Below are 20,490 nucleotides of genomic sequence, written 5' to 3'. Positions count from 1 at the left end.
AGTGGACCGCAGATTAGCTTTCCTAAATGACCATGTTGTTACTTGTTCATGAACGTTTGATGACAGTTGTAACGCTGCGTCAGTACGCCGGGCTACACGACAGGCGCCGCCACGCAATCGAGGCAGTCCGCCAGCGGCGGCTGCGGCAGCGCGAGCTTCTCCTTCAGCGCGCGCAGCGCCGTGCGCAGGCCCTCTTCGACGACCGGGTGGTAGAACGGGCTGTCGAGCATCTGCTGCACCGTCAGGCCGTGCTGCGCGGACCAGGACAGCAGGTGGCCGATGTGTTCCGCGTCCGGCCCGATCATCTCGGCGCCCAGGAAGCGCCCCGTGCCGCGCTCGCCGTACACCTGCACCTGCCCCAGGTTGCGGCCCATGACGCGGCTGCGGCCCTGGTCGTCGAAGCTGGCGCCGCCGGAGGCGAAGTCCGCCCCGCGCTGCAGCAGCTGCGCATGGCTCTCGCCCGCGATGGCGATCTGCGGATCGCTGAACACCACCGTCAGCGGCGTGCGACGCGGACGCACGATGGTGTCCGGATAGCGGCCCGCGTTGTCGCCCGCGATGCGGCCCTCGTCGGCCGCTTCGTGCAGCAGCGCCTGTTCGTCGGCGGCATCGCCCGCGATGAAGATGTGCGACTTGCCGATGCGGCGCGTATGGCGGTCCGCATGCGGAATGCCGAAGGCGTCCACCTCGATGCCGGCGCGCTGCAGGTCCAGGCCCTTCACGTTCGGCGTGCGGCCGGTGGCGGCCAGCAGGAAGTCGAATTCCTCTTCGTGGCGGGTGCCGTCCTCGAGCCAGCGCAGCCTGACGCGGTCGCCGTCGCGCACCGGTTCGATCCGCTCCACGTCCAGCGACGTCGCGACCGTGGACTCGACGATGGCGCGCGCCTTGGCGGCGACGACCGGGTCGGTGAGCGGGCCCACGCGGCTGCTCCTCCCGAACAGGCGCACCCGCACGCCCAGGCGCGCCAGCGCCATCGACAGTTCCAGGCCGATCACGCCCGGCCCGGCCACGGCCACCGACTCCGGCAGGTCGTCCCAGGCAAACACGTCGTCGTTGACGATCAGCCGCTCGCCGAGCGCCTCGCGCCAGCCGGCCGGCACGGCGGGGCTGGACCCGGTGGCAATGACGATGCGTCCGGCCGTCACCACCGTGTGGCCGCCCACTTCCAGTTCGTGCGGCGACAGGAAGCGCGCATGGCCCACCAGGCGGTGTTCGTCCGGCCAGCCTTGCACCGCGTCGACCACGAAGCCGACGAAGCGGTCGCGTTCTCCGCGCACGCGGCGCATCACGGCCTGGCCGTCGATGGCGGCGGGCGCCGCGAGCACGCCGAAGCGGTGGGCGCCGTCGACGGCGTGGGCGGCATCGGCCGCCGCGATCAGGAGCTTGCTGGGCATGCAGCCGACGCGCGCGCAGGTGGTGCCGTAGTGGCCGGATTCGATCACGACCACCTTGTCCGTGTGGGCGCGCGCGGCGCGGTAGGCGCTCATGCCGGCGCTGCCGGCGCCGATGATGGCTACGTCGACTGTCAGGTGTTTCATCTGTGTCTTTCAAGAGAATGGCGACGTCTTCAGTATGTGGTCGCCAGGCGACACATGCCATGCTTTTGAGCTGCACCAATTTGCTCATCCGTCTCGACTTTTGCACCCGCGCCGTGCGCCGGCGCATCGGCCGCGGTGCATCCGCGCACTGCCGACGACCGTGCGCGACAAATGGCGACATTTCATCCGGGTTCGGTGACAAATGGATGGAACACCGTTGCATATGCACGTTTGACATCGGATGGGCACGCTCGCAGCATGGGCTTGCCGGATGCGTCGTTTCGCAGGACGCGAGCGCGGCGCCGGCGTCCATTCACCCATACTACGAGGAATCCATGAACAAGAAAGCACTCGCTGGGGTAGTACTTGCCTGCCTGTCCGTTGCATCGGCCGCATCGGCCACGACAACGGACTTTTCGAAGGGAGACGAGGGCTGGTACGCAGGACCTGCCTACGACGGCAACGAAGGCAACTGGATCGATACATCGCTCGGCAACGGCGCCCCCGCGCTGCACACGCGCTACTACGAAACCTTCGGCCTGAATTGGCTCAACAGCAGCAACGGCGCATTCGTGGGCGACTACACGAAGCATGGCGCGGTCACGCTGGGCATCGACGTGCTGGCCAATTCGATCCAGTACCAGGGCCGCGAAGTGAGCCGCAACCTGGTCGTCGAGCTGCGCGACTACGACAACGCCTATGGCGGCATGCCGTACACGAGCGTCTGGTACAACCTCGGTGAAATCAGCGCCGCGAACGAGGGCTGGAAGCACTATGCCGTGACCATCGGCGACACGGCCTCGTCGATGCTGCCGAGCGGCTGGGGCGGCTACGGCGGCACCGAACTCGAGCCGGGCCTGCCGCCGGGCCGCACCTTCGCCGACGTGCTGGCCGGCGTCGACGAGATCGCGTTCACGACCTTCGAACCGGGCTACGTCTATGGCTGGACCGCCTACGACGTCGCCGTCGACAACATCTCGGTCAGCCCGGTGCCGGAGCCGGCCAACGTCGCGATGCTGGCCGGCGGCCTGGGCCTGTTCGGCCTGATGGGACGCCGCCGCAAAGCGAAAGGCGGCAAGGCATAACGGTCGTCGCCCCTGCGCAGGCAGGGGCCCAATTTCGCACAGCGATGTGATCGTGCACGCACATCGCTGCCGCTTGATTGCGCTGGCTGCTCAATTATTCTGATCTCCGTCAACTCTTAATAGTTGACTTCGTCTTCACGAAAGACGAACACAACAACCATACGGAGACAATATGCGCATCCAGCATCGTGCGGCCGCCCGCCTGGCGGCCGCCATCCTCGGCCTATCCCTGGCCACCGGCGCATCCGCCGCCGTCATCGCCCTCCCGAAGTACAACGTCAGCGTGGACGACGTGTCCGTGTCCGGCTTTTCGTCCGGCGGCCACATGGCGGCGCAGATGCATTTCGCCTATTCGAAGACGATCAGGAAGGGCGCCGGCGTCATTGCCGGCGGCCCGGTCTACTGCTCGCAGGGCAATGTGGCGATCTCGGTCGGCCCCTGCATGGCGAACACGGGGACGCGCAACCTGCCGTACCTGCTGTCCGTGGTGAACACGTGGTCGGGCAACGGCTACATCGACCCGACCGCCAACATGGCCGGATCGAAGGTCTACCTGCTGTCCGGCACCATCGACTCGACGGTGCGCCAGCCCGTGATGGACGACCTCAGGACGATGTATGCCAATTACCTACCGGCGGCGAACATCCGCTACAAGAGCGACCTCGCGGCCGAGCACGCGGTCCCGACCGATTTTTCCGGCAACGGCTGCGCCGTCAACGGCAACCCCTACGTCAACAACTGCAACTTCGACACGGCCGGCGAGATCCTGAAGTGGCTGTACGGGACGCTGAACGCGAAGAACCCGGGCGCGCTGACCGGCAGCTTCGTCAACTTCGACCAGGCCGCGTTCTGGGGCAATTTCAACCCGACGGCGCACGGCATGGCGAACAGCGGCTACGCCTACGTCCCGGCGGCCTGCGCGAGCGGCCAGTCCTGCCGCCTGCACGTGGCCTTCCACGGCTGCCTGCAGGCCGCCTCGACGGTCGGCGCCGCGTTCTACCAGAACGCCGGCTACAACCGCTGGGCCGATACGAATCGGATCGTCGTCCTGTACCCGCAGGCGGCGGCCACGGCGACGAACCCCGGCGGCTGCTGGGATTGGTGGGGCCATGACGACGTCAATTTCCCCGCCAAGAGCGGCGGCCAGATGGTGGCGATCAAGACGATGATCGACCGCGTCGTGAGCGGCAACGCGGCGGCGCCGTTCACCTGCAGCCACTGGTATGCCAGCAACGTCGCCCACGTGGCGGCGGGGCGCGCCTACCTCGGCGCGGGCAACCAGGTCTATGCGAGCAATTCGAACCAGTATCTGGGGTATTACCTGGTGACGGCGTACACCGACGTCAGGCAAACGGCGGCGGGGTATTACGCGTACGGGAGCTGTGCGTGAGCACTTGCCGAGGTCGTTGACGCAACGCAGGGCGTTCGCGGCCGGTTTGGGCGATTACTTGAGTTTGTCGCCGCCTCCTCGGCAGGAGGCGGTTCAATCTGACATGGAGACAAGCACATGGCAGGAACGCTCATCCGTATTTTCTTTTCTCATCCGCTGGTCAAGACCATTCTCTTCAATGATGTCACGCTCCATCCGGGGCTGAAGGCGTGGTCGGGGCATGACAACCATTTTCATGTCGCCATCAAAGCGGGGCGAAATGAAGAAATATTTTTTTCTGGCCGGGATCATGTTCTGTGTGTTGGCCTATGCAACTGAAAATTGGACGTGGCAGTACAAGCCCCTGGCAGCTACCTATTCGATCTATTCCGGGGAGCTAGGCGAGCGCCAGCCGCCGACAAAAAACGAGAGAAAGTTGGCGATAGCGATCAAGGGGGTGCCGCAAAAGAGATTTTCGATTCACTATATCCTGACTCCAAGGATGCGACATGTACGTCCGAAGATGGCGAGCGGCTACGTAGAAAAGGCGAAGTCTGGTGCTCTTATCGGCCAAGTGATGGCTATAAATGTTTCGTCGGTTTTGACCTGCGTACCGGCAAAAGCATAGGAGGCGGTATCTGCTGAGGGATGGCATGCAGGAGGGGATCTCCAAGGTTTGGTGAAATTGACGCATAAAGACAGCGTAAAGATAGAAGTTACAAGATGTAACGCGCGGCCCCAGCCTGGCTGGGTCCGTTATCATGCGACCTGCTCGTCAATTAATGACAACATTGGTCGTCCGCTATTGCCGAGCTGCTTTTTGAACAGCCGGCAGGACAACCATGAAACCCACAGGAGCATCCGGACCGACGGCAACGGTCCCCGCACAATTTGGCCTGATTAACCTCTTGAAGGCAGGCGCCGCCCAGCTGATCGTGCTGCATCACCTGGCGTTCTACGGCCCGATGACCGACGTCGCGCGGCCCCTCCTGCCCGGCACGGTCGACTGGCTCGATGCCTACGGCCGCATCGCCGTGCAGGTCTTCCTCGTCATCGGCGGCTTCCTCGCCGCGAAATCCCTGTCTCCCCACGGCCAGCCCGGCATCGCGCATCCGCTCGCGACGATCTGGCGCCGCTACCTGAAGCTGGCGCCGGCCTTCGTCGTCGCGATGCTGATCGCGATCGCCGCGTCCGCGCTGGCGCGCACATGGATGGACCACGAGTCGATCTCGGCGCCGGCCAGCCTGGCGCAGCTGGTCGCGCACATGCTGCTGCTGCACGACGTGCTGGGCTACGAGGCGCTGTCGGCCGGCGCCTGGTACGTGGCGATCGACTTCCAGCTGTACGCCTCGCTCACGCTGCTGCTGTGGGTATCGGGCCTGCTGGCCGGCGAGCGCAAGTCGTCCTGGCTGATGCCGCTGGTGGTGCTGGCCGCCACCGCCGTCTCGCTGTTCTATTTCAACCGCGACGCCGGCTGGGATGCGTGGGCGCCGTACTTCCTGGGCAGCTACGGCCTGGGTGTGCTGGCCTGGTGGGCCAGCGATCCGCGCCGCGGCGCGGGCGCGACGAGCCTGCTGCTGCTGGCCACGGTCGGTCCGACCCTGCTGGCGCTGACGATCGACTTCCGCATCCGCATCGCGGTGGCGGCCATCGTCATGTGCGTGCTGTTCCTGTTCGGCCGCACCAGGCTGCAGGCCGGCGCCAAACCTGGCTGGTCGGTCGTGAACTATGTCGCCAAGATCTCGTATTCGATCTTCCTCGTGCACTTCCCCGTATGCCTGGTCGTGAACGCGGCGTTCACGCGCTTTGCGCCGGACGAGGCGCACTGGCAGTTGGCCGGCGTCGTCGTGGCCTGGGCGGCCAGCGTGGCGGCGGGCGCGGCGTTCTGCCGCTGGGTCGAGGCGCCGCTGGGTCGCCGGCTGGCGGCCCTGCTGGGGCCCGTCCGGCCGCGGGCGGTGCCGGCGAAGGCAACCTGAGCGCGCCGTGACGACAAGCCAGCCGCGAGCTGGCTTTTTTTGTCATTTTCGGCCGCGTAGGCCCATTGTCGCATTGTGCGGCTGTCTAAAGCTGCCCAATATGAGAGCAATGTCAACCGATTGCGAGGTCATCCATGGAGGCCGGAAGCAAGAGCGCATAGTGGCGACATCGCGTGAAAGTCGACTTGCTGCTGCGCAGGTGCAACTAGACAGCCGCCAAGCAATTTATCTAGCGGATAGAGACGGCGGGGGACATCAAGGCTGGGGCCGGCAAGCTGCCAGGGTTGCTGGCCGGGGCAACCCATTGAATGCCTGACAGTACACGGCGGATACCACTTAATTCACCATCTGTTCCAAGACACGATGCCGTCGCGGCAACGTGTCCTTCGTCAACTCCTGTACATGGCCTGCAACCAGTACAGTACTTGAGTTAATTGGTCGAGCGCAGGTGCGCGGGCGTCAGCGCATTGACGAGTTCAGGCCACGCGTGGCGCCATTCAATACGTTCCTGTTCCAGCCTCACAGCTTGTCCAAATGTATTGAGCTTGAGCGCCCGGTAGATAGCCAATTCTTGAGGGTGTAAATATGGTAGGTCCTGCCCCGCATGCTGGCTTGCCTCATGCGTCCAGAATGTTCGATGGGACAACAAGGTACATTCGTCCATCAGAAGCGAACGCAGGGTGGGGAGGCATGATCGCACCTGATTCAGGATCGCGAGGCCATGCGTATCGATATCCCCCCAATAGAGGCAGTCCGCATTGCGCACCCAGGGAAGCTGGGCAAGCACAGTGGCACCATAGCCTAGCGCCATGAATGCTACCGTCCCCGGAATGTCGTCTAAAGCGAGACCCGTTTGCAGGTTCTCGATAATGAGAACCTTTGCGGGCTGGATATCCAATTGCGCCAGGTCGTCCACGGCCGTGGCAAGATCGCCAATGCCGCCGGTACGAGCGCGCAGTGTGGGATCGAGAATACGCATACGGACCAGCAGGGGTGGCCGGCGCAAGCCGCACAGTGTATGGAAATCCGAAGTGTCGCCAGGGCGGCCCGTAATGCAGCAGAAGAGTTCAGCCAGCACGGCCTTGCGTGATTCGATCCATTTCGTGTCCAGCCCGGGAATGGGAAGCTGGCGCAGGTACAGCCCCGAATCTGGATGCCGCTCCAGCCAAGCCAGTGTGGCGACGAGGCATTCGAAGTCGGCTTGTGAATAATCGGCAAGTACCCCGAACAGCCGGCCGATCCGCTGCACCAGCATCGGCCAGCGCTCGCCCAGCAGGGCCAGGCGCTGGTTTGCACGGTCCCAGCGTTCGAGCTCTCCCAGCCAGGCAGCGACCTGGCGTGGTCCTTCGAGACGTAACATTTGCGGCAGGCGCTGTGTGCCAAGCATGCGCCAGCGCCGCTCCGTCCATGCCAGCTCGCCTTCTCCTTGCCATGACCGCCAGGCAGCGATCCAGGCCCCCATAGCGTCCAGACGGGCCGTTGCAGCCTGTTCGGTTGGTATGCCAAGTGGAATGTCCAAAGGCCATTCCGTCGTCGTGCCATGGTCGCTCAGCCAGTCGCGATGACGATTGTCGAAACGACGTTGCAGCAGTTCGCGCACCTCACTTGGCAGTTTCAAGCGTGGCTCCCGCATGCATTTGTTCCGCCAGCTTCAGACGTTGGCGTTCGTCGTCATATTCGATCAGTAGGACGCTCGATGCCTTCCGCTCGCGAATGTCAACGAAACAGGCGCCACCGATGAAAGGCTCGAGCGTCATCACGGACTTGAGCGGCGTGGCGACGATCATCTGGAAGCCAAAGTTGGCAAAGATGTTCATGGCGAGCGCTGTGAATTCATTGTCGGCCTTGTCGAACGCTTCATCCAGCACGACTGGCGCGTAGCGGGGAATACCGGTATCGCTGCCACCCAATTGATAACGCAAGGCCGCTGCCAGTACCGTCGTGGCCAGCTTTTGTCGCTGGCCTCCGGACAGGCCGGCGCCACTCTGGTGGACTTGCACTTCCTGGCCGTCTTCATCGAATTCCTGGCCGATGAATTCCACATGCTGGCGCACATCAAGTACGTTCTCGCGCCAACGACGATGTTCCGGCTCCTGGCTGGCGAGGCGGCTGACCAGGCGTCTCAGCTCGATGAATCGGGTCTCCGCAATTTCCCTATCCTCGATCCAGGCGTGGCTGAGTGCGGCAGCGACATCCTGCTTGAACTGGCGTACGTCGGGAAGCTGTCGGTCCTTGGGTTGGATATGGAGGTAAGTCTTTTGCTGCTCGCTACTGTTGAACGGCACCTGGCGCAGGCTGTCATTGACCAGGTCCATGCGCGCCAGGATCGCCTTGCGAGCATCGTTCAGGTAAGTGGAAAGAGCAGCCAGGTTCTGGTGGCTCTGGTTCTGCAGCAGGTCGAAGAAACGCTGCTCGTGCGCAGGCAAGCCATCGGCCTCGAGACGGACGAGCTTGCGGAAGAAATCTGGCGCGGCCGACAGGCGCGCATCCAGACCGTCGGCATCGGCGCGCCAGGTATTGATGAACGTGGCGAACTGTGCTTCCACGAATTTTTCGCCATCTGCTAATTCCCTGTCGATGGCCCGGATATCGTCATGCAGCGCTTTGCCGACGGTACGGTCGGCATTGTCCACGTCCTTGAGGCGCACCGGGGTGCCCAGCGCTGCGTATCGTTGGTCCAGGCCCGACTGCTGGTGAGGCGTCAATGGCACGATGGCGGGATCGGCGCGCAGTGTTGCCAAACTATCTTCCTGCTGGCCGCACAGCTTCTGGTGCGAGCGCTGTTCCACGACGTTGTTTTCCAGGTCGCTGCGTGCCTGGCGAACGAGCTCCTCCTGCTGCCGCAGGCGTTCGTCGATACGCTGCAAGTCCGTGTTGCCATCGCGTAGCGCGGCGAGCTGGCGCTGAATAGCGGCAATGCGCTCTGCCAATGGCAGGACGTCGATTTCCTGCCATTGCAGATTGATCAGGGTTTGGCACTGCATCAAGCGCTCGGCTTGCTCCTGGCGCTGCCGGCGCAAGCTGTTCAATTGAGCGTCGAGTTGCTCCGCACGCTCTCTCAATTGTCCTGCTTCCTGCTCATAGATAGCAAGTTTTTCCCGGTTGTCGAAGCCTAGCACCCAGTACTGGCGCATGTTCACGCCCTTGCTGTCATTTTTCTCGTGGCGCGACCGACTATGCTTGACCTGTCCTTCGCGCGTCAGCGCGCGCTCTTGCGCCGCGCGGAACGCGCGCAGCGAATCGACGCAGTCGTAGTCGAAGCCGCGACGCAACTCCCCCCGTAGCCACTCCGAGAAATGGTCTTCCTTGACCTTCAGTTTCAGTACCAGGGATTGCGATTGCAGCGGGCGCGATGGTTGTTCGCTACGTACGGTGCGGAAGTAGACCAGCTTGCGTCCCAGGTCGGTCTCGTTGACGTAGCTGGAGACGGCGGCATAGTGCTGTTCCTGCACCAGGATCGATAGCGCAAACCCTCGCAGCACGCGTTCGATGGCGCCGCGCCAAGCGGCCTCTTCTTGTTTGACCTCGACCAGTTCTCCGACGAAGGGCAAAGCGGTCTCTGCCACGCCAACGGCTTCGGCAAGCTGGCGACGCAGTTCCAGCATGGGTGCCGGGATATTGGATGGCTGGCGACGCAACGAGGCAACTTCGTGGTCGATGTCGATACGACGCTTGCGGACATCGGTCGCTTCGCGATCCAGCGCCAGGAGCGGATCATGCTGGATATCCTGGCCTTGCCATAGTTCGATTTCCTGGCGCGCCTGCCCGAGCAGTTCTGCAAATCCTTGGGGCGTCGCGCGCAATTCCCAGCCGAGCGACTTGCAGGCATTGACCGCCTGTGTGCGCTTGCGCATGCGTTCGTCACGTTGCGTCTCCAGCGTCTGCATCTCGCTCTGGAAGAATTCGATCTGCTCGCCCCCGGCTTCGCGACGCTGGCGCTCCAGGTCGCGCAGGGCCGCGTTACGGTTTTCCAGGACATTCTGGTGACGTTGTACATTACCGGCCAGGCCTTCCAGCTCGACTTTGAGCGTGTCGATGTGCTCGGACAGCAGTCCCATGCGCAGTCGCTCGCGATAGCTGTGCATACCGGCTTCCAGCTCGCGCAGGCCATTGCGCTGTAGCGTCAGCGATTCCATGTGCTGGAACCGGCTGCGAGCAGGTGCCAGCACCTGCACCTGCTCGCGTGCCGTGACGACAGCCTGGTGTGCGGCGTTCAGCTCGCCGAATTCATTGACGAGCCGGTCGGCGACGTCGAAGGTTTCCGGTTTGTCCAGCATGAAGTCGCGCAGGAAGGCATTCAGGTCGCCCACGTTCTTGGCCGACTGCGTCTTGTGCAGCAGCCGCAGGGCCATCTCGCTTTCGATCCCGAGCAGGCGGCAAAAACGCTCGCAATACGGGCGGAATTCGTCGCGTGCGAACGCGTCCGGCAACGCTTGCTTGAGCTTGCGGACATCGAAGTTGTTGCTGCCAAAATCCTGTAGTTCGCGCAGGTCGAAAGGGCGCTCCAGCACCAGGAAATAGGATTTCACGTCACGGTTCGTATTGGCGTTGCCGCGCACCCAGAACAGCTGGACCAATGCCACATGCTGCCCCTGGCCGTTCTCGTATTGCAGTGCCAGCGCCGACCATGTCGTGCCTGAGCGCAGATAGCGTACGGCGGACTCGCCCGATGCGGAGTCGGTCTGCGCCGTCCACGCACCGCGCACATAACCGATGACGTTGCGGTCGCGGCCGGCGCGGGAGGCTTCACGCGCTGCGGCATTGAAGTCGATCCAGCGTGGCGGTACGAGCAGGGCCGACAGCGCATCGAGCAAAGTCGATTTTCCGGCACCCGAGCGTCCGACGATCAGGAACCCGCGCTTGCTGACAGGGATGTCGTGCAAATCGCTGAACGTGCCCCAGTTGAATACCTGGAGCCGAGTCATGCGGAATTGTTCGTCCGCGCTCAGCGTTGATATGTTCACGATGTCTCATCCTCGTTGTCGTCCAAGGGCTGGCGTGACAATTCAGGCGTTTCGCCTGCCGCCATGCGGTCATACAAGGTGGTGAGCGTGATGATTTCTTCCGCCGAGAACAGCAGCTTGAGTGTCGGTGCGATTTCAAAGCGCTCATCGCTGGCACGTAGTTTTTGCAGGATGTTGTGTTTCTTGATCTTCTCGATGGATGCGTTGACACGCTTGGTGAAGCCGGCGCGGTCCGTGCTGGTGGAGCGTTCGTAAGGCATCAGGTTTTCCGTGATCTCCTCGCGCGAGATCACGGCGCGCTCGCCGTGCGAATCGGCTTGTGTCAGCCGTTGGCGCAGGAAGAGCAGCAGAACCGAATCGATGAAGGTCAGCTGGGCTCGCCGCAAGAGGATTGGAATGTCGAGTTCTTCCGCTGCGACCTGGCTGGTAAAGGCGACTTGCAGGTCACGATCCAGTACCAGCTCGAGGAACAGCTCCGACAGGCGTCGCCGGATTACCTGTTCGTCGCGCAGCAGGACGGTCCATAGCTTGGCATGGCGCCGGCCTTCCAACGAAGGTCCGGACAGTAGTTGCACAAGCACGCGTCGGGTATCGAGGGGGAGCTCTCCGCTGTCGTTGACGAACAGTGCGCCGGCCGGAAGATCTTCTCCAGCGGCGGCAGGTACCTGCTCGTCATCCTGTGCGAAGTTGGACGGTCTCAAGTTTGCTTCTCCCTCAAAAAGTAGATGAGCGGTATGCTTGCCTTGCGCGCAACACCGTCGCCCCCGATCCAGGCGACGGTTTCGTACTGCTCGGCCACGATACCGTGGCGTGCACCCAGGGCCAGCAAGCCGAGTACGCTGCCAAGACCCTGGCTTGCAGGGAATTCCAGCAGGATATCGCCGATCGATGCCTGCGACCGCAGTGCCAGCACGTTGCGCAGGTTTTCTTCAAGGGTACGGAAATCGATCTCCGATTGGGACACGAGTTCCCCGATCATCGACAGATCGATGGGCGTAGCTTCGCCTTCCGCCATCTGGTCGGGCAGGGCCTGCAAGGCGGGATCGTGCAATACCCATTGCGACAGCGATGCCAGCCTGCTGCTGGTAAGCGGCAGTGTGTATTGCAGGGCTTCGGTGGCCTTGATCTCGTCCTTGAGGGCAAGCGCGGCACGCTGGGCCTTGCGCAGCAGTTGATTCAGCCGGCGCTGCTCCATGAACTCCCGGCTCTGGACGAAGTGTTTCAGGCTGCGCGCGAACGACTGCAGTACGTCATGCACCATGCTACCCTGGTCGAGCAGGGTGCGGGTAAGGCGCAGCAGGAAGCGGCGCTCTTCGGCATCGAGTGCAGCTACGTAGTTACGCGACATCAACTGGTCGAGCGCATCGTCGAGCGAAGCGGATTGGACGGGATCGGTCAGCAGCCGCCAGAACGCGGAAAATGTGCGGCCCGCCTCGCTTTCCCCGATCACGTCGATGCCGGCGAACATCGCATCGAGCACTTCTCCACGGCTGCCGTCATTGTCCATGATGCGTTCGCGCAGCTCCCGGTTCAACTGCTCGAACTGGTCACGAACGCGCCGGAAATCGCTGGCCAGGTTGTCCGCGAGGGCGATGATCTCGCGGGTTCGTTCCAGGGCAGCGGTCTCCGGCAGCACCTGGAATGTACCGTGCTCGATATCCGCGATCTCGCGTTCGATGCGCGCCTGTTCGACGCGCAGGCGGGCGACACGTCGGCTTTTGTCTGCGTCGGTATCGTCGGCCAGTTTGGTCAACGCCCCGATGACCAGGCTCAGGCGGCTTTCGGTCGCCGCATTATGTGGTCTGACCAAGCCCGCGACATAGCGGATGGCGTCGACAGTGGACGTGGCGAGCTCGTATTCTTCCTCTTGCGAACCCGGAGGGAAACGCCGCTCGAGATAGCCGTCCGCCAGCCAACGCGCCACATACAGTTGCGCAGTTTGTGGCCAGTCCTCGCCGCGGTTGCGCAGTTGTTCGAGGTCGCGTTCGATACGTTCGTGCAGGATCGAGGCGGGCAGGCTGCGCTCGTTGTCGTACAGGTGGGTCTGCAGCAGTGCCAGCACCGTCGGTCCCGTGTCGGCGGCCAGCAGGCGCCAGAGGGGCTGGTTGCGCAACTGGCGGTAGGTGGCGAGGGATTTATCGGCTTTCATCGCGCGAATGGATAAGTAGTGATAATTGTATCGCAGCCATCACGGCTGTTTATCCTGCGGCATTCTTCCCGCGATATACTGGATTTTTTGTCACCCCGACAGGCAATGCCGCGATCCCTGCAAGATGGTCTCTATGACCAGCTTCTTACCGATGACCTGGTCGATGAATTGGACCGGCATTACGAGGCAAATCATTACACCCTCAAAGCGCTCGACGAGGCAGATACCGCGCGCCGTCTGGCAGAAGCACTTGCGGACCAATTGGCCGAGGTGCTTTGGGAAATACGGCCGGAAGCCAGTGGCGATAACGAGGCATCGGGCAAGGCGATTCGACTGCAGCAGCAACTGGAACTGGTCAACACCTTGCTCGTCGATTTGCGCCAGCGTCTCGCCGAGCGATATCCAGCCCAATACGCAGAATCGAACATCCGTTTGTTGACGGCGCCGCCAAGAAGTCTTGCCGCAATTCACCGTCACCGTACTGCCCCGCAGTTGCCCGATACCGGGGTGAGATCTCCCTGGCTGTTCACGGCATCAAAAGCATCCCCGGCATTATTGAACGAGCTGCGCCATGAATTGGCCAGTAGCGACAGGGTCGATATCCTGATGAGCTTCATTACCGTGTCCGGGATCCGCAAGATTCGTGATGTCTTGCAGAGCATGACGGCACGCGATGGGACAGGAAAATCACGGACCCGGATGCGGGTACTGACCACCACCTATATCGGTGCCACGGAAGCCCAGGCCGTCGACGAGCTGGCGCGGCTGCCGAATTGCGAAGTACGAATTTCACTGGATGGCCGGCGTACGCGCTTGCATGCCAAGGCATGGATCTTCGAGCGGGACAGCGGTTTTGGGACAGCCTACGTCGGCAGCGCCAACCTGACCCAGGCTGCCCTGGCCGGCGGCCTGGAATGGACGGTGAAGTTTGCCGAACGTGGCCAGGGTGCCATGTTCCAGCAGGCGCAGGCCCATTTCGAGACGCTATGGCATGACACCGAATTCGTGGCCTACGATCCGGCACAGCCGGCGCATCGCGCCGCCTTGGAGAAGGCGATCGCCGATGAAAAAGGGGGCGGGGCGCCCTCCGCCCAACCTGCCAATGTGCTCAGCTTCTTCGACCTCAGCCCGAAGAATTACCAGTTGGCGATGCTCGAGCAATTGCAGGCCGAGCGCGAGCATGGACGCATGCGGAACCTGGTCGTCGCGGCCACCGGAACGGGCAAGACCGTCGTGGCGGCGTTTGATTACCAGAGACTGTGCCGGCAATACGGTGGCCGTCCGCGCCTGCTGTTCATCGCGCACCGGATCGAGATCCTGCAGCAGGCCTTGCGCACGTACCGCGAAGTGTTGCGCGATCCGGGCTTCGGTCAGTTGCTGAGTGGCCAGCACCGCATGGACAACCCGGATCATCTGTTCGCCACCATCGACAGCGTGCGCAGCAATGACTTGCTGACACGGTACGGCGCCGATTACTGGCATGGGGTCGTGTTCGACGAATGCCATCGCATGGCCGCAGCCAGTTTCGATGAGGTTGCGCGCCGCATCGACAGCACCATCCTGCTGGGCTTGACCGCGACGCCCGAGCGCAGCGATGGCCGGTCGATCATGACCTACTTCGACAGCAGGCCGGACGGCAGCCCGGCGGTGGAACTGCGTTTCTGGCATGCGCTCGACCTGCAATTGCTGGCGCCCTTCGAATACTTCGCCTGTGACGACCGCACCGACTTCCGCCATGTGCCCTGGCGCCAGCCGGGCGAAGCGGCATCGCTCGACAAGCTCCTTACTGGCGACATGATGCGCGCCAGGATGATCGTCGACGAGTGGCGCCGGTTGAGTGCCGACCCGCGCAAAAGCCGGGCGATCGCGTTCTGCGTGAGCGTGGCGCATGCGCGCTTCATGACAGCGCAATTCAACGAGGCGGGCTTGCCGGCCCTGTGCATCACGGGCGAATCGTCACCTGCGGAACGCGAGGCCGCGCCACGGGCGCTGGCGAGTGGTGACATATGCGTCCTGGTGACGGTCGACCTGTTCAACGAAGGCGTCGATATTCCCATCGTCGACACGCTGTTGTTGCTGCGCCCGACGCAGAGCCCCGTGCTGTTCCAGCAGCAGATCGGCCGTGGACTGCGCCTGTCGAGCGGCAAGGAAAGCTGTCTCATCCTCGACTTCATCGGCCAGCATTCCGCGGATTTCCGTTTCGATCACCTGTTCGGTGCGATTACCGGCATGAACCGGCGCCAGTTGATCGATGCCGTCGAACACGGCTTCAGCCAACTACCGGCCGGCTGCCACATCCAGTTGCAGAAGCAGGGACGCGACCAGATCCTGAACAACCTGCGCAAGCTCACCCAGCAGAACTGGCGCCGCATGACGGTCGAATTGCTGACGTATGCGAGCATGCAAGGACGGCGTGACATCGACCTGGCACGCTTCCTCCATGACCAGGCGCTGGATATCAACGATGTCTATCGCAGCACGGGGCAGAGCGGCTGGACGGCCCTGCGTCGTGCGGCCGGGCTGATCGTCAGCGAGGCCGGACCGGAAGAGGACTATTTTGGTCGGCGTTTTACCGCGCTGCTGCACACCGATGATCCGGCGCAGATCGCCCTGATGACGAAGGTAGGAGCCGCGCGCACGATGGCACTGCCGCTGGACGACATCGAGACTGTGCGCCTGCAGATGCTTGCCTACCAGATTGATGGCGCTATCGGCCGTGTCGGCAGTGGTCATGCATTCCTGCAGCGCTTGCACGCGCAGCCGGCGGTCGCTGGCGAACTGGCGGAATTGGCGCAGGTCCTTGAGGGAAATGCCCTGCCGCATGCCGTTCCCTTGGTGGGCCTGGAATGGACGCCATTGTGCCTGCATGCCCACTATCGACTGAACGAAATCCTGACCGCAGTCGGATTCCAGACGGCGCACAAGCGTCCGTTCTTCAATACGGGCGTACTACGCCTGCTCGAACGGAAGGTCGAACTCATGTTCGTGACGCTGGACAAACGCAGTGGCTTCCATGAGACGATCGCCTACCACGACTATGCCTTGAGCCACGATCTGTTCCACTGGCAATCGCAGAACAGCGCGGCACCCACGACGGGTAGCGGGCGGCGCTATCTCGACAGTGTGGGCGACGCGGCCAACGGTTGGACATTTCAATTGTTTGTGCGGACGGACCCGGACAGCGCGTATCTTGCTTGCGGCCCCGTGACCTTCCAGCACAGCCATGGCGAACGGCCGATGAACATCACCTGGAAGCTGGCGCAGCCATTGCCGGCTGCGGCATTCGCCAGCTTCAGTGTGCTGCGGTCGTAATCATTGGCGAAGCGATGGCAAACCAAACAAAAGATGCATAAAAAACGGCCTTCCGAAGAAGGCCGTTCTTGTGTCCGCAGGTGACTTATACGTCGATATTCCCCGCCTGCAGCGCATTCGTCTCGATGAAGTTCCTGCGCGGCTCGACCTCGTCGCCCATCAGCGTGGTGAAGATCTGGTCCGCGGCGATGGCGTCCTCGATCTGTACTTTCAACAGGCGGCGCACGGTCGGGTCCATCGTGGTTTCCCACAGCTGTTCCGGATTCATCTCGCCCAGACCCTTGTAACGCTGCTTGGACACGCCGCGCTCGGCTTCCTCGCGCAGCCATTCCATGGCTTGCTGGAAGTCTCGCACCAGCGATTCCTTCATCTTGTCGCCTTCGCCGCGGCGGATGATGGCGCCTTCGCCCATCAGGCCCTGGAAGGTGTCGGCCGATTCCTTCAGCGTGGCGTAGTCGGCGCCGGCGACGAAGTCGGCGTCGATCGAGGTTACCTGCACGTTGCCGTGGCGGATGCGCTCGATGCGCAGGCTGTGCTTGTCCGACAGTTCGTCGGAGCGCACGCCCACCTTCACGCTCGGGTCCTTGATGGCGTCGGCCATGGCCTGGGCCGATTGCTCGGCGGCGGCCTGGCTCGACAGGTCCAGCGTCACGCCCGTCATGATGGCGGACAGGGCGGCGCGGTCGATCACGCGCGTCAGGCGCATCATGATGGCGTTGGCCTTGTTGTACTTGTCGACCAGGTTGCCCAGCTCCTCGCCGGACACGGGTTCGGCGCCTTCCTTCGGCAGCAGGGCGGCGCCGTTCAGGGCCACGCGCATCATGTAGCTCGCTTCCTCGACGTCGTCCTTCAGGTAGCGCTCGTCGCGGCCGGCCTTCACCTTGTACAGCGGCGGCTGGGCGATGTAGACGTGGCCGCGCTCGACCAGCTGCGGCATCTGGCGGTAGAACAGCGTCAGCAGCAGGGTACGGATGTGGGCGCCGTCGACGTCCGCGTCGGTCATGATGATGATGCGGTGGTAGCGCAGCTTGTCTACGTTGAACTCGTCCGGGCCGATCGAGGTGCCCAGCGTCGCGATCAGCGTGGTGATCTGCTCGGACGACAGCATCTTCTCGAAGCGCGCCTTTTCCACGTTCAGCACCTTGCCGCGCAGCGGCAGGATGGCCTGGAATTTGCGGTCGCGGCCCTGCTTGGCGGAGCCGCCTGCCGAGTCACCCTCGACGATGTACAGCTCGGCCAGCGCCGGGTCGCGTTCCTGGCAGTCGGCCAGTTTGGACGACAAGCCCAGCCCGTCCATCACGCCCTTGCGGCGGGTCAGGTCGCGGGCCTTGCGGGCCGCTTCGCGCGCGCGCGCCGCTTCCACGATCTTGCCGCAGATGATCTTGGCGTCGTTCGGCTTTTCCATCAGGAAGTCGGTGAGCGTCTTGGCCACGATTTCCTCGACCGGGCCGCGCACTTCGGACGACACCAGCTTGTCCTTCGTCTGCGACGAGAACTTCGGTTCCGGCACTTTCACGGACAGCACGCAGGTCAGGCCTTCGCGCATGTCGTCGCCAGAGATCTCGACCTTGGCCTTCTTCGCCAGTTCGTTCTCGTCGATGTACTTGTTGATCACGCGGGTCATCGCCGCGCGCAGGCCTGTCAGGTGGGTGCCGCCGTCGCGCTGCGGGATGTTGTTGGTGAAGCAGAGTACCTGTTCGTTGTAGGCGTCGTTCCACTGCATCGACACGTCCACCGAGATGTTCGTGCCGTTTTCCGACACGCGCTCGCCCGTCGCCTGGAACACGGTCGGGTGCAGCACGGTCTTGGCCTTGTTGATGTACTCGACGAAGCCGCGGGTGCCGCCTTCGAAGGCGAAGATTTCTTCCTTGCCCGTGCGCTGGTCGGTCAGCTTGATGTTGACGCCGTTGTTCAGGAACGAGAGTTCGCGGATGCGCTTGCTCAGGATCTCGTAGTGGAACTCGACGGTCGTGAAGATTTCCTCGTCGGCCCAGAAGTGCACTTCGGTGCCGCGCTTGTCGGTGTCGCCGAGGATCTTCATCGGGGACACTTCGACGCCGTCGACGACTTCGATGATGCGGTCCAGCGGCACGCCGCGCGAGAATTCCAGCTGGTGCACCTTGCCGTTCTGGCGCACGGTCACGCGCAGCAGCTTCGACAGCGCGTTCACGCACGAGACGCCGACGCCGTGCAGGCCGCCGGACACTTTATAGGCGTTCTGGTTGAACTTGCCGCCGGCGTGCAGTTCCGTCAGGGCGATCTCGGTGGCCGAGCGCTTCGGCTCGTGCTTGTCGTCCATCTTGATGCCGGTCGGGATGCCGCGGCCGTTGTCGGTGATCGAGATGGAATTGTCGGAGTGGATCGCGACGTGGATTTCGGAGCAGTAGCCGGCCAGCGCCTCGTCGATCGAGTTGTCCAGCACCTCGAACACCAGGTGGTGCAAGCCGGTGCCGTCCGAGGTGTCGCCGATGTACATGCCCGGGCGCTTGCGCACGGCCTCCAGGCCTTCCAGGATCTGAATCGACGAGGCGCCGTATTCGTCCGCCTTGTTGGCGGAAGTTTCCACTACTGCTTGCGTGTTCTCGGACATGACTGCTTTCTCAAATAACGTGTAAATCAGACGGCGCAGCGTGGGTGCGCTGCGGTCTTGTCGTCGGGTGGAGGGATGCTTGCGGTGCTGGTGTTGGCCAGCTCAGCTTGGGTCCCTGCCTGCGCAGGGACGACGGATCAAACGGTAGCGGCATGAAAAGGATCGCCGGCCTTCAAACCGTCGTCCCTGCGAAGGCAGGGACCAACTCTCCCTGCACAGGACGAATATATGGGCGATTTGCCCTAATTAAATACGCATCGGCATGACGACATACTTGAAGTCGCCATTGTCCGGAATCGACATCAGCGCCGACGAGTTCGAGTCGCCCAGCGCGATGTTCACCTGGTCGCACTTCAGGTTGTTCAGCACGTCCAGCAGGTAGGTTACGTTGAAACCGATGTCGATGGCGTCGCCGCCGTAGTCGATTTCCAGTTCTTCCACCGCTTCTTCCTGGTCCGCGTTGGTCGAGCTGATCTTCATCGAACCCGGGGCGATCAGGCAGCGCACGCCCTTGAACTTGTCGCTGGTCATGATCGCGGCGCGCTGCAGCGAACGCAGCAGTTCTTCGCGGCCGATGGTGAAATCGTTCTTGTAGCCCTTCGGGATCACGCGGGTATAGTCCGGGAATTTACCTTCGACCAGCTTCGAGACCAGCTCGATGTCGGCGAAGGTCAGCTTCACCTGCGAGGCGGCGATGTCCAGGCGGACCGTGTCGTCGCTTTCTTCCAGCAGGCGCTGCAGTTCCAGGATGGTCTTGCGCGGGATGATGACTTCCTGGCGCTCGAATTGCTGGTCGGTTTCCACCTGCGCGAAGGCCAGGCGGTGGCCGTCGGTCGCCACGGCGATCACGTTGCTGCCGTCCAGCACCAGCAGCAGGCCGTTCAGGTAGTAGCGGATGTCCTGCTGGGCCATCGCGAAGTGCACCATGTTGAACAGGTGCTTCAGCGTCTTTTGCGGCAGGGTGACGGTGGCGTTGTAGGTGTCGGCCACGGAGACGGTCGGGAATTCCTCGGCCGCCAGCGTCTGCAGGGCGAAGCGCGACTTGCCGCTCTGGACCGTTAGGCGCTTGTTCAGCAGGGTCATGGTGACGTCGCCCGATTCAGGCAGCGCGCGCAGGATGTCCAGCAGCTTGCGCGCGGCGACGGTCGTGCCCGTCACTTCCGCGCCGGAACCGATGTTCGCCAGGGTCGTGATCTGCACCTCGGTGTCGGTCGACAGGAACGAGACGCTTTCGCCGTCCTTGCGGATGAGGATATTGGCCAGAATCGGCATGGTATGCCGACGCTCGACAATACCACTCACGATCTGCAGTGGCCGGAGAAGCGTGTCTCGGGTAGTTTTGACCAGTTGCATAAATATCCTCGGTAGTATTTATAGGTGAAAATGTTGTTTGCGCAATATTTTGCCAGAAGTCATTAATGGGTACGTCGAAAAACCGTCGCGAGCGGCAATGGTGGTCGAGAAGCGCAGCTGTACGATAGTACAGCGAGCATCGCAGACCGCCAGT

12 protein-coding genes are annotated in these 20,490 nt (G+C 62.7%); 5 read left to right on the top strand and 7 right to left on the bottom strand.

From position 1 onward, the window contains the following. Positions 1-92 precede the first annotated feature (92 nt). Positions 93-1,538 (bottom strand): dihydrolipoyl dehydrogenase, encoded by a 1,446-nt coding sequence (locus QPK32_RS10520; RefSeq protein WP_290412761.1) that lies wholly within the window; start codon positions 1,536-1,538, stop codon positions 93-95. Positions 1,539-1,873: 335 nt separating this feature from the next. On the opposite strand from QPK32_RS10520, the gene QPK32_RS10515 reads away from it, so the two are divergent. The 4 genes from QPK32_RS10515 (at position 1,874) to QPK32_RS10500 (ending at position 5,968) form a co-directional block, all read left to right on the top strand. Continuing rightward, entirely contained in the window at positions 1,874-2,623 is a 750-nt protein-coding gene (locus tag QPK32_RS10515) for a PEP-CTERM sorting domain-containing protein (protein ID WP_290412760.1), read from the top strand. Between the two features lie 172 nt (positions 2,624-2,795). After that, positions 2,796-4,013: a PHA-depolymerase-like protein gene (locus QPK32_RS10510; protein WP_290412759.1), complete on the top strand. Its 1,218-nt coding sequence runs from the start codon at positions 2,796-2,798 to the stop codon at positions 4,011-4,013. A 220-nt stretch (positions 4,014-4,233) separates the two neighbouring features. Further along, positions 4,234-4,620: a hypothetical protein gene (locus tag QPK32_RS10505; protein WP_290412758.1), complete on the top strand. Its 387-nt coding sequence runs from the start codon at positions 4,234-4,236 to the stop codon at positions 4,618-4,620. Positions 4,621-4,834: 214 nt separating this feature from the next. Further along, positions 4,835-5,968, top strand: a complete 1,134-nt coding sequence (locus tag QPK32_RS10500) for an acyltransferase (RefSeq protein WP_290412757.1) — start codon at positions 4,835-4,837, stop codon at positions 5,966-5,968. A gap of 430 nt (positions 5,969-6,398) precedes the next feature. On the opposite strand, the gene QPK32_RS10495 is transcribed toward QPK32_RS10500, so the two are convergent. Genes QPK32_RS10495 through QPK32_RS10480 form a run of 4 tightly spaced genes read right to left on the bottom strand, consistent with a single transcriptional unit; the run spans position 6,399 to position 13,081 of the window. Further along, entirely contained in the window at positions 6,399-7,586 is a 1,188-nt protein-coding gene (locus QPK32_RS10495; protein ID WP_290412756.1) for a DUF3322 domain-containing protein, read from the bottom strand. Continuing rightward, positions 7,570-10,932 carry an SbcC/MukB-like Walker B domain-containing protein gene (locus QPK32_RS10490; protein WP_290412755.1) on the bottom strand — a complete coding sequence of 1,121 codons (3,363 nt, stop codon included), beginning with the start codon at positions 10,930-10,932 and terminating at the stop codon, positions 7,570-7,572. The genes QPK32_RS10495 and QPK32_RS10490 overlap by 17 nt, the downstream gene beginning before the upstream one ends. Further along, positions 10,929-11,633 carry a DUF4194 domain-containing protein gene (locus QPK32_RS10485; RefSeq protein ID WP_374046727.1) on the bottom strand — a complete coding sequence of 235 codons (705 nt, stop codon included), beginning with the start codon at positions 11,631-11,633 and terminating at the stop codon, positions 10,929-10,931. Before QPK32_RS10485 ends, QPK32_RS10490 begins: the two co-directional genes overlap by 4 nt. Continuing rightward, entirely contained in the window at positions 11,630-13,081 is a 1,452-nt protein-coding gene (locus tag QPK32_RS10480; protein WP_290412754.1) for a DUF3375 domain-containing protein, read from the bottom strand. Before QPK32_RS10480 ends, QPK32_RS10485 begins: the two co-directional genes overlap by 4 nt. A gap of 105 nt (positions 13,082-13,186) precedes the next feature. Here QPK32_RS10480 and QPK32_RS10475 point away from each other — a divergent pair, with 105 nt between their 5' ends. Further along, entirely contained in the window at positions 13,187-16,393 is a 3,207-nt protein-coding gene (locus tag QPK32_RS10475) for a DUF3427 domain-containing protein (protein WP_290412753.1), read from the top strand. Between the two features lie 85 nt (positions 16,394-16,478). Here the strand turns inward: QPK32_RS10475 and gyrB are convergent, their stop codons facing one another. Together gyrB and dnaN are read right to left on the bottom strand one after the other, a co-directional pair. Next, complete coding sequence (gene gyrB / locus QPK32_RS10470; protein WP_290412752.1) at positions 16,479-18,983, bottom strand: DNA topoisomerase (ATP-hydrolyzing) subunit B; 2,505 nt, start codon at positions 18,981-18,983, stop codon at positions 16,479-16,481. A gap of 246 nt (positions 18,984-19,229) precedes the next feature. Next, positions 19,230-20,336 carry a DNA polymerase III subunit beta gene (dnaN, locus tag QPK32_RS10465; RefSeq protein ID WP_290412751.1) on the bottom strand — a complete coding sequence of 369 codons (1,107 nt, stop codon included), beginning with the start codon at positions 20,334-20,336 and terminating at the stop codon, positions 19,230-19,232. Positions 20,337-20,490: the final 154 nt, after the last annotated feature.

This window comes from Massilia sp. YIM B02763 (assembly GCF_030412015.1).
In the GTDB taxonomy this organism is placed as follows: domain Bacteria; phylum Pseudomonadota; class Gammaproteobacteria; order Burkholderiales; family Burkholderiaceae_D; genus Telluria.
The sequence above is the reverse complement of the archived record's forward strand: the minus strand, read 5'-3'. Positions and strand labels throughout refer to the sequence as shown.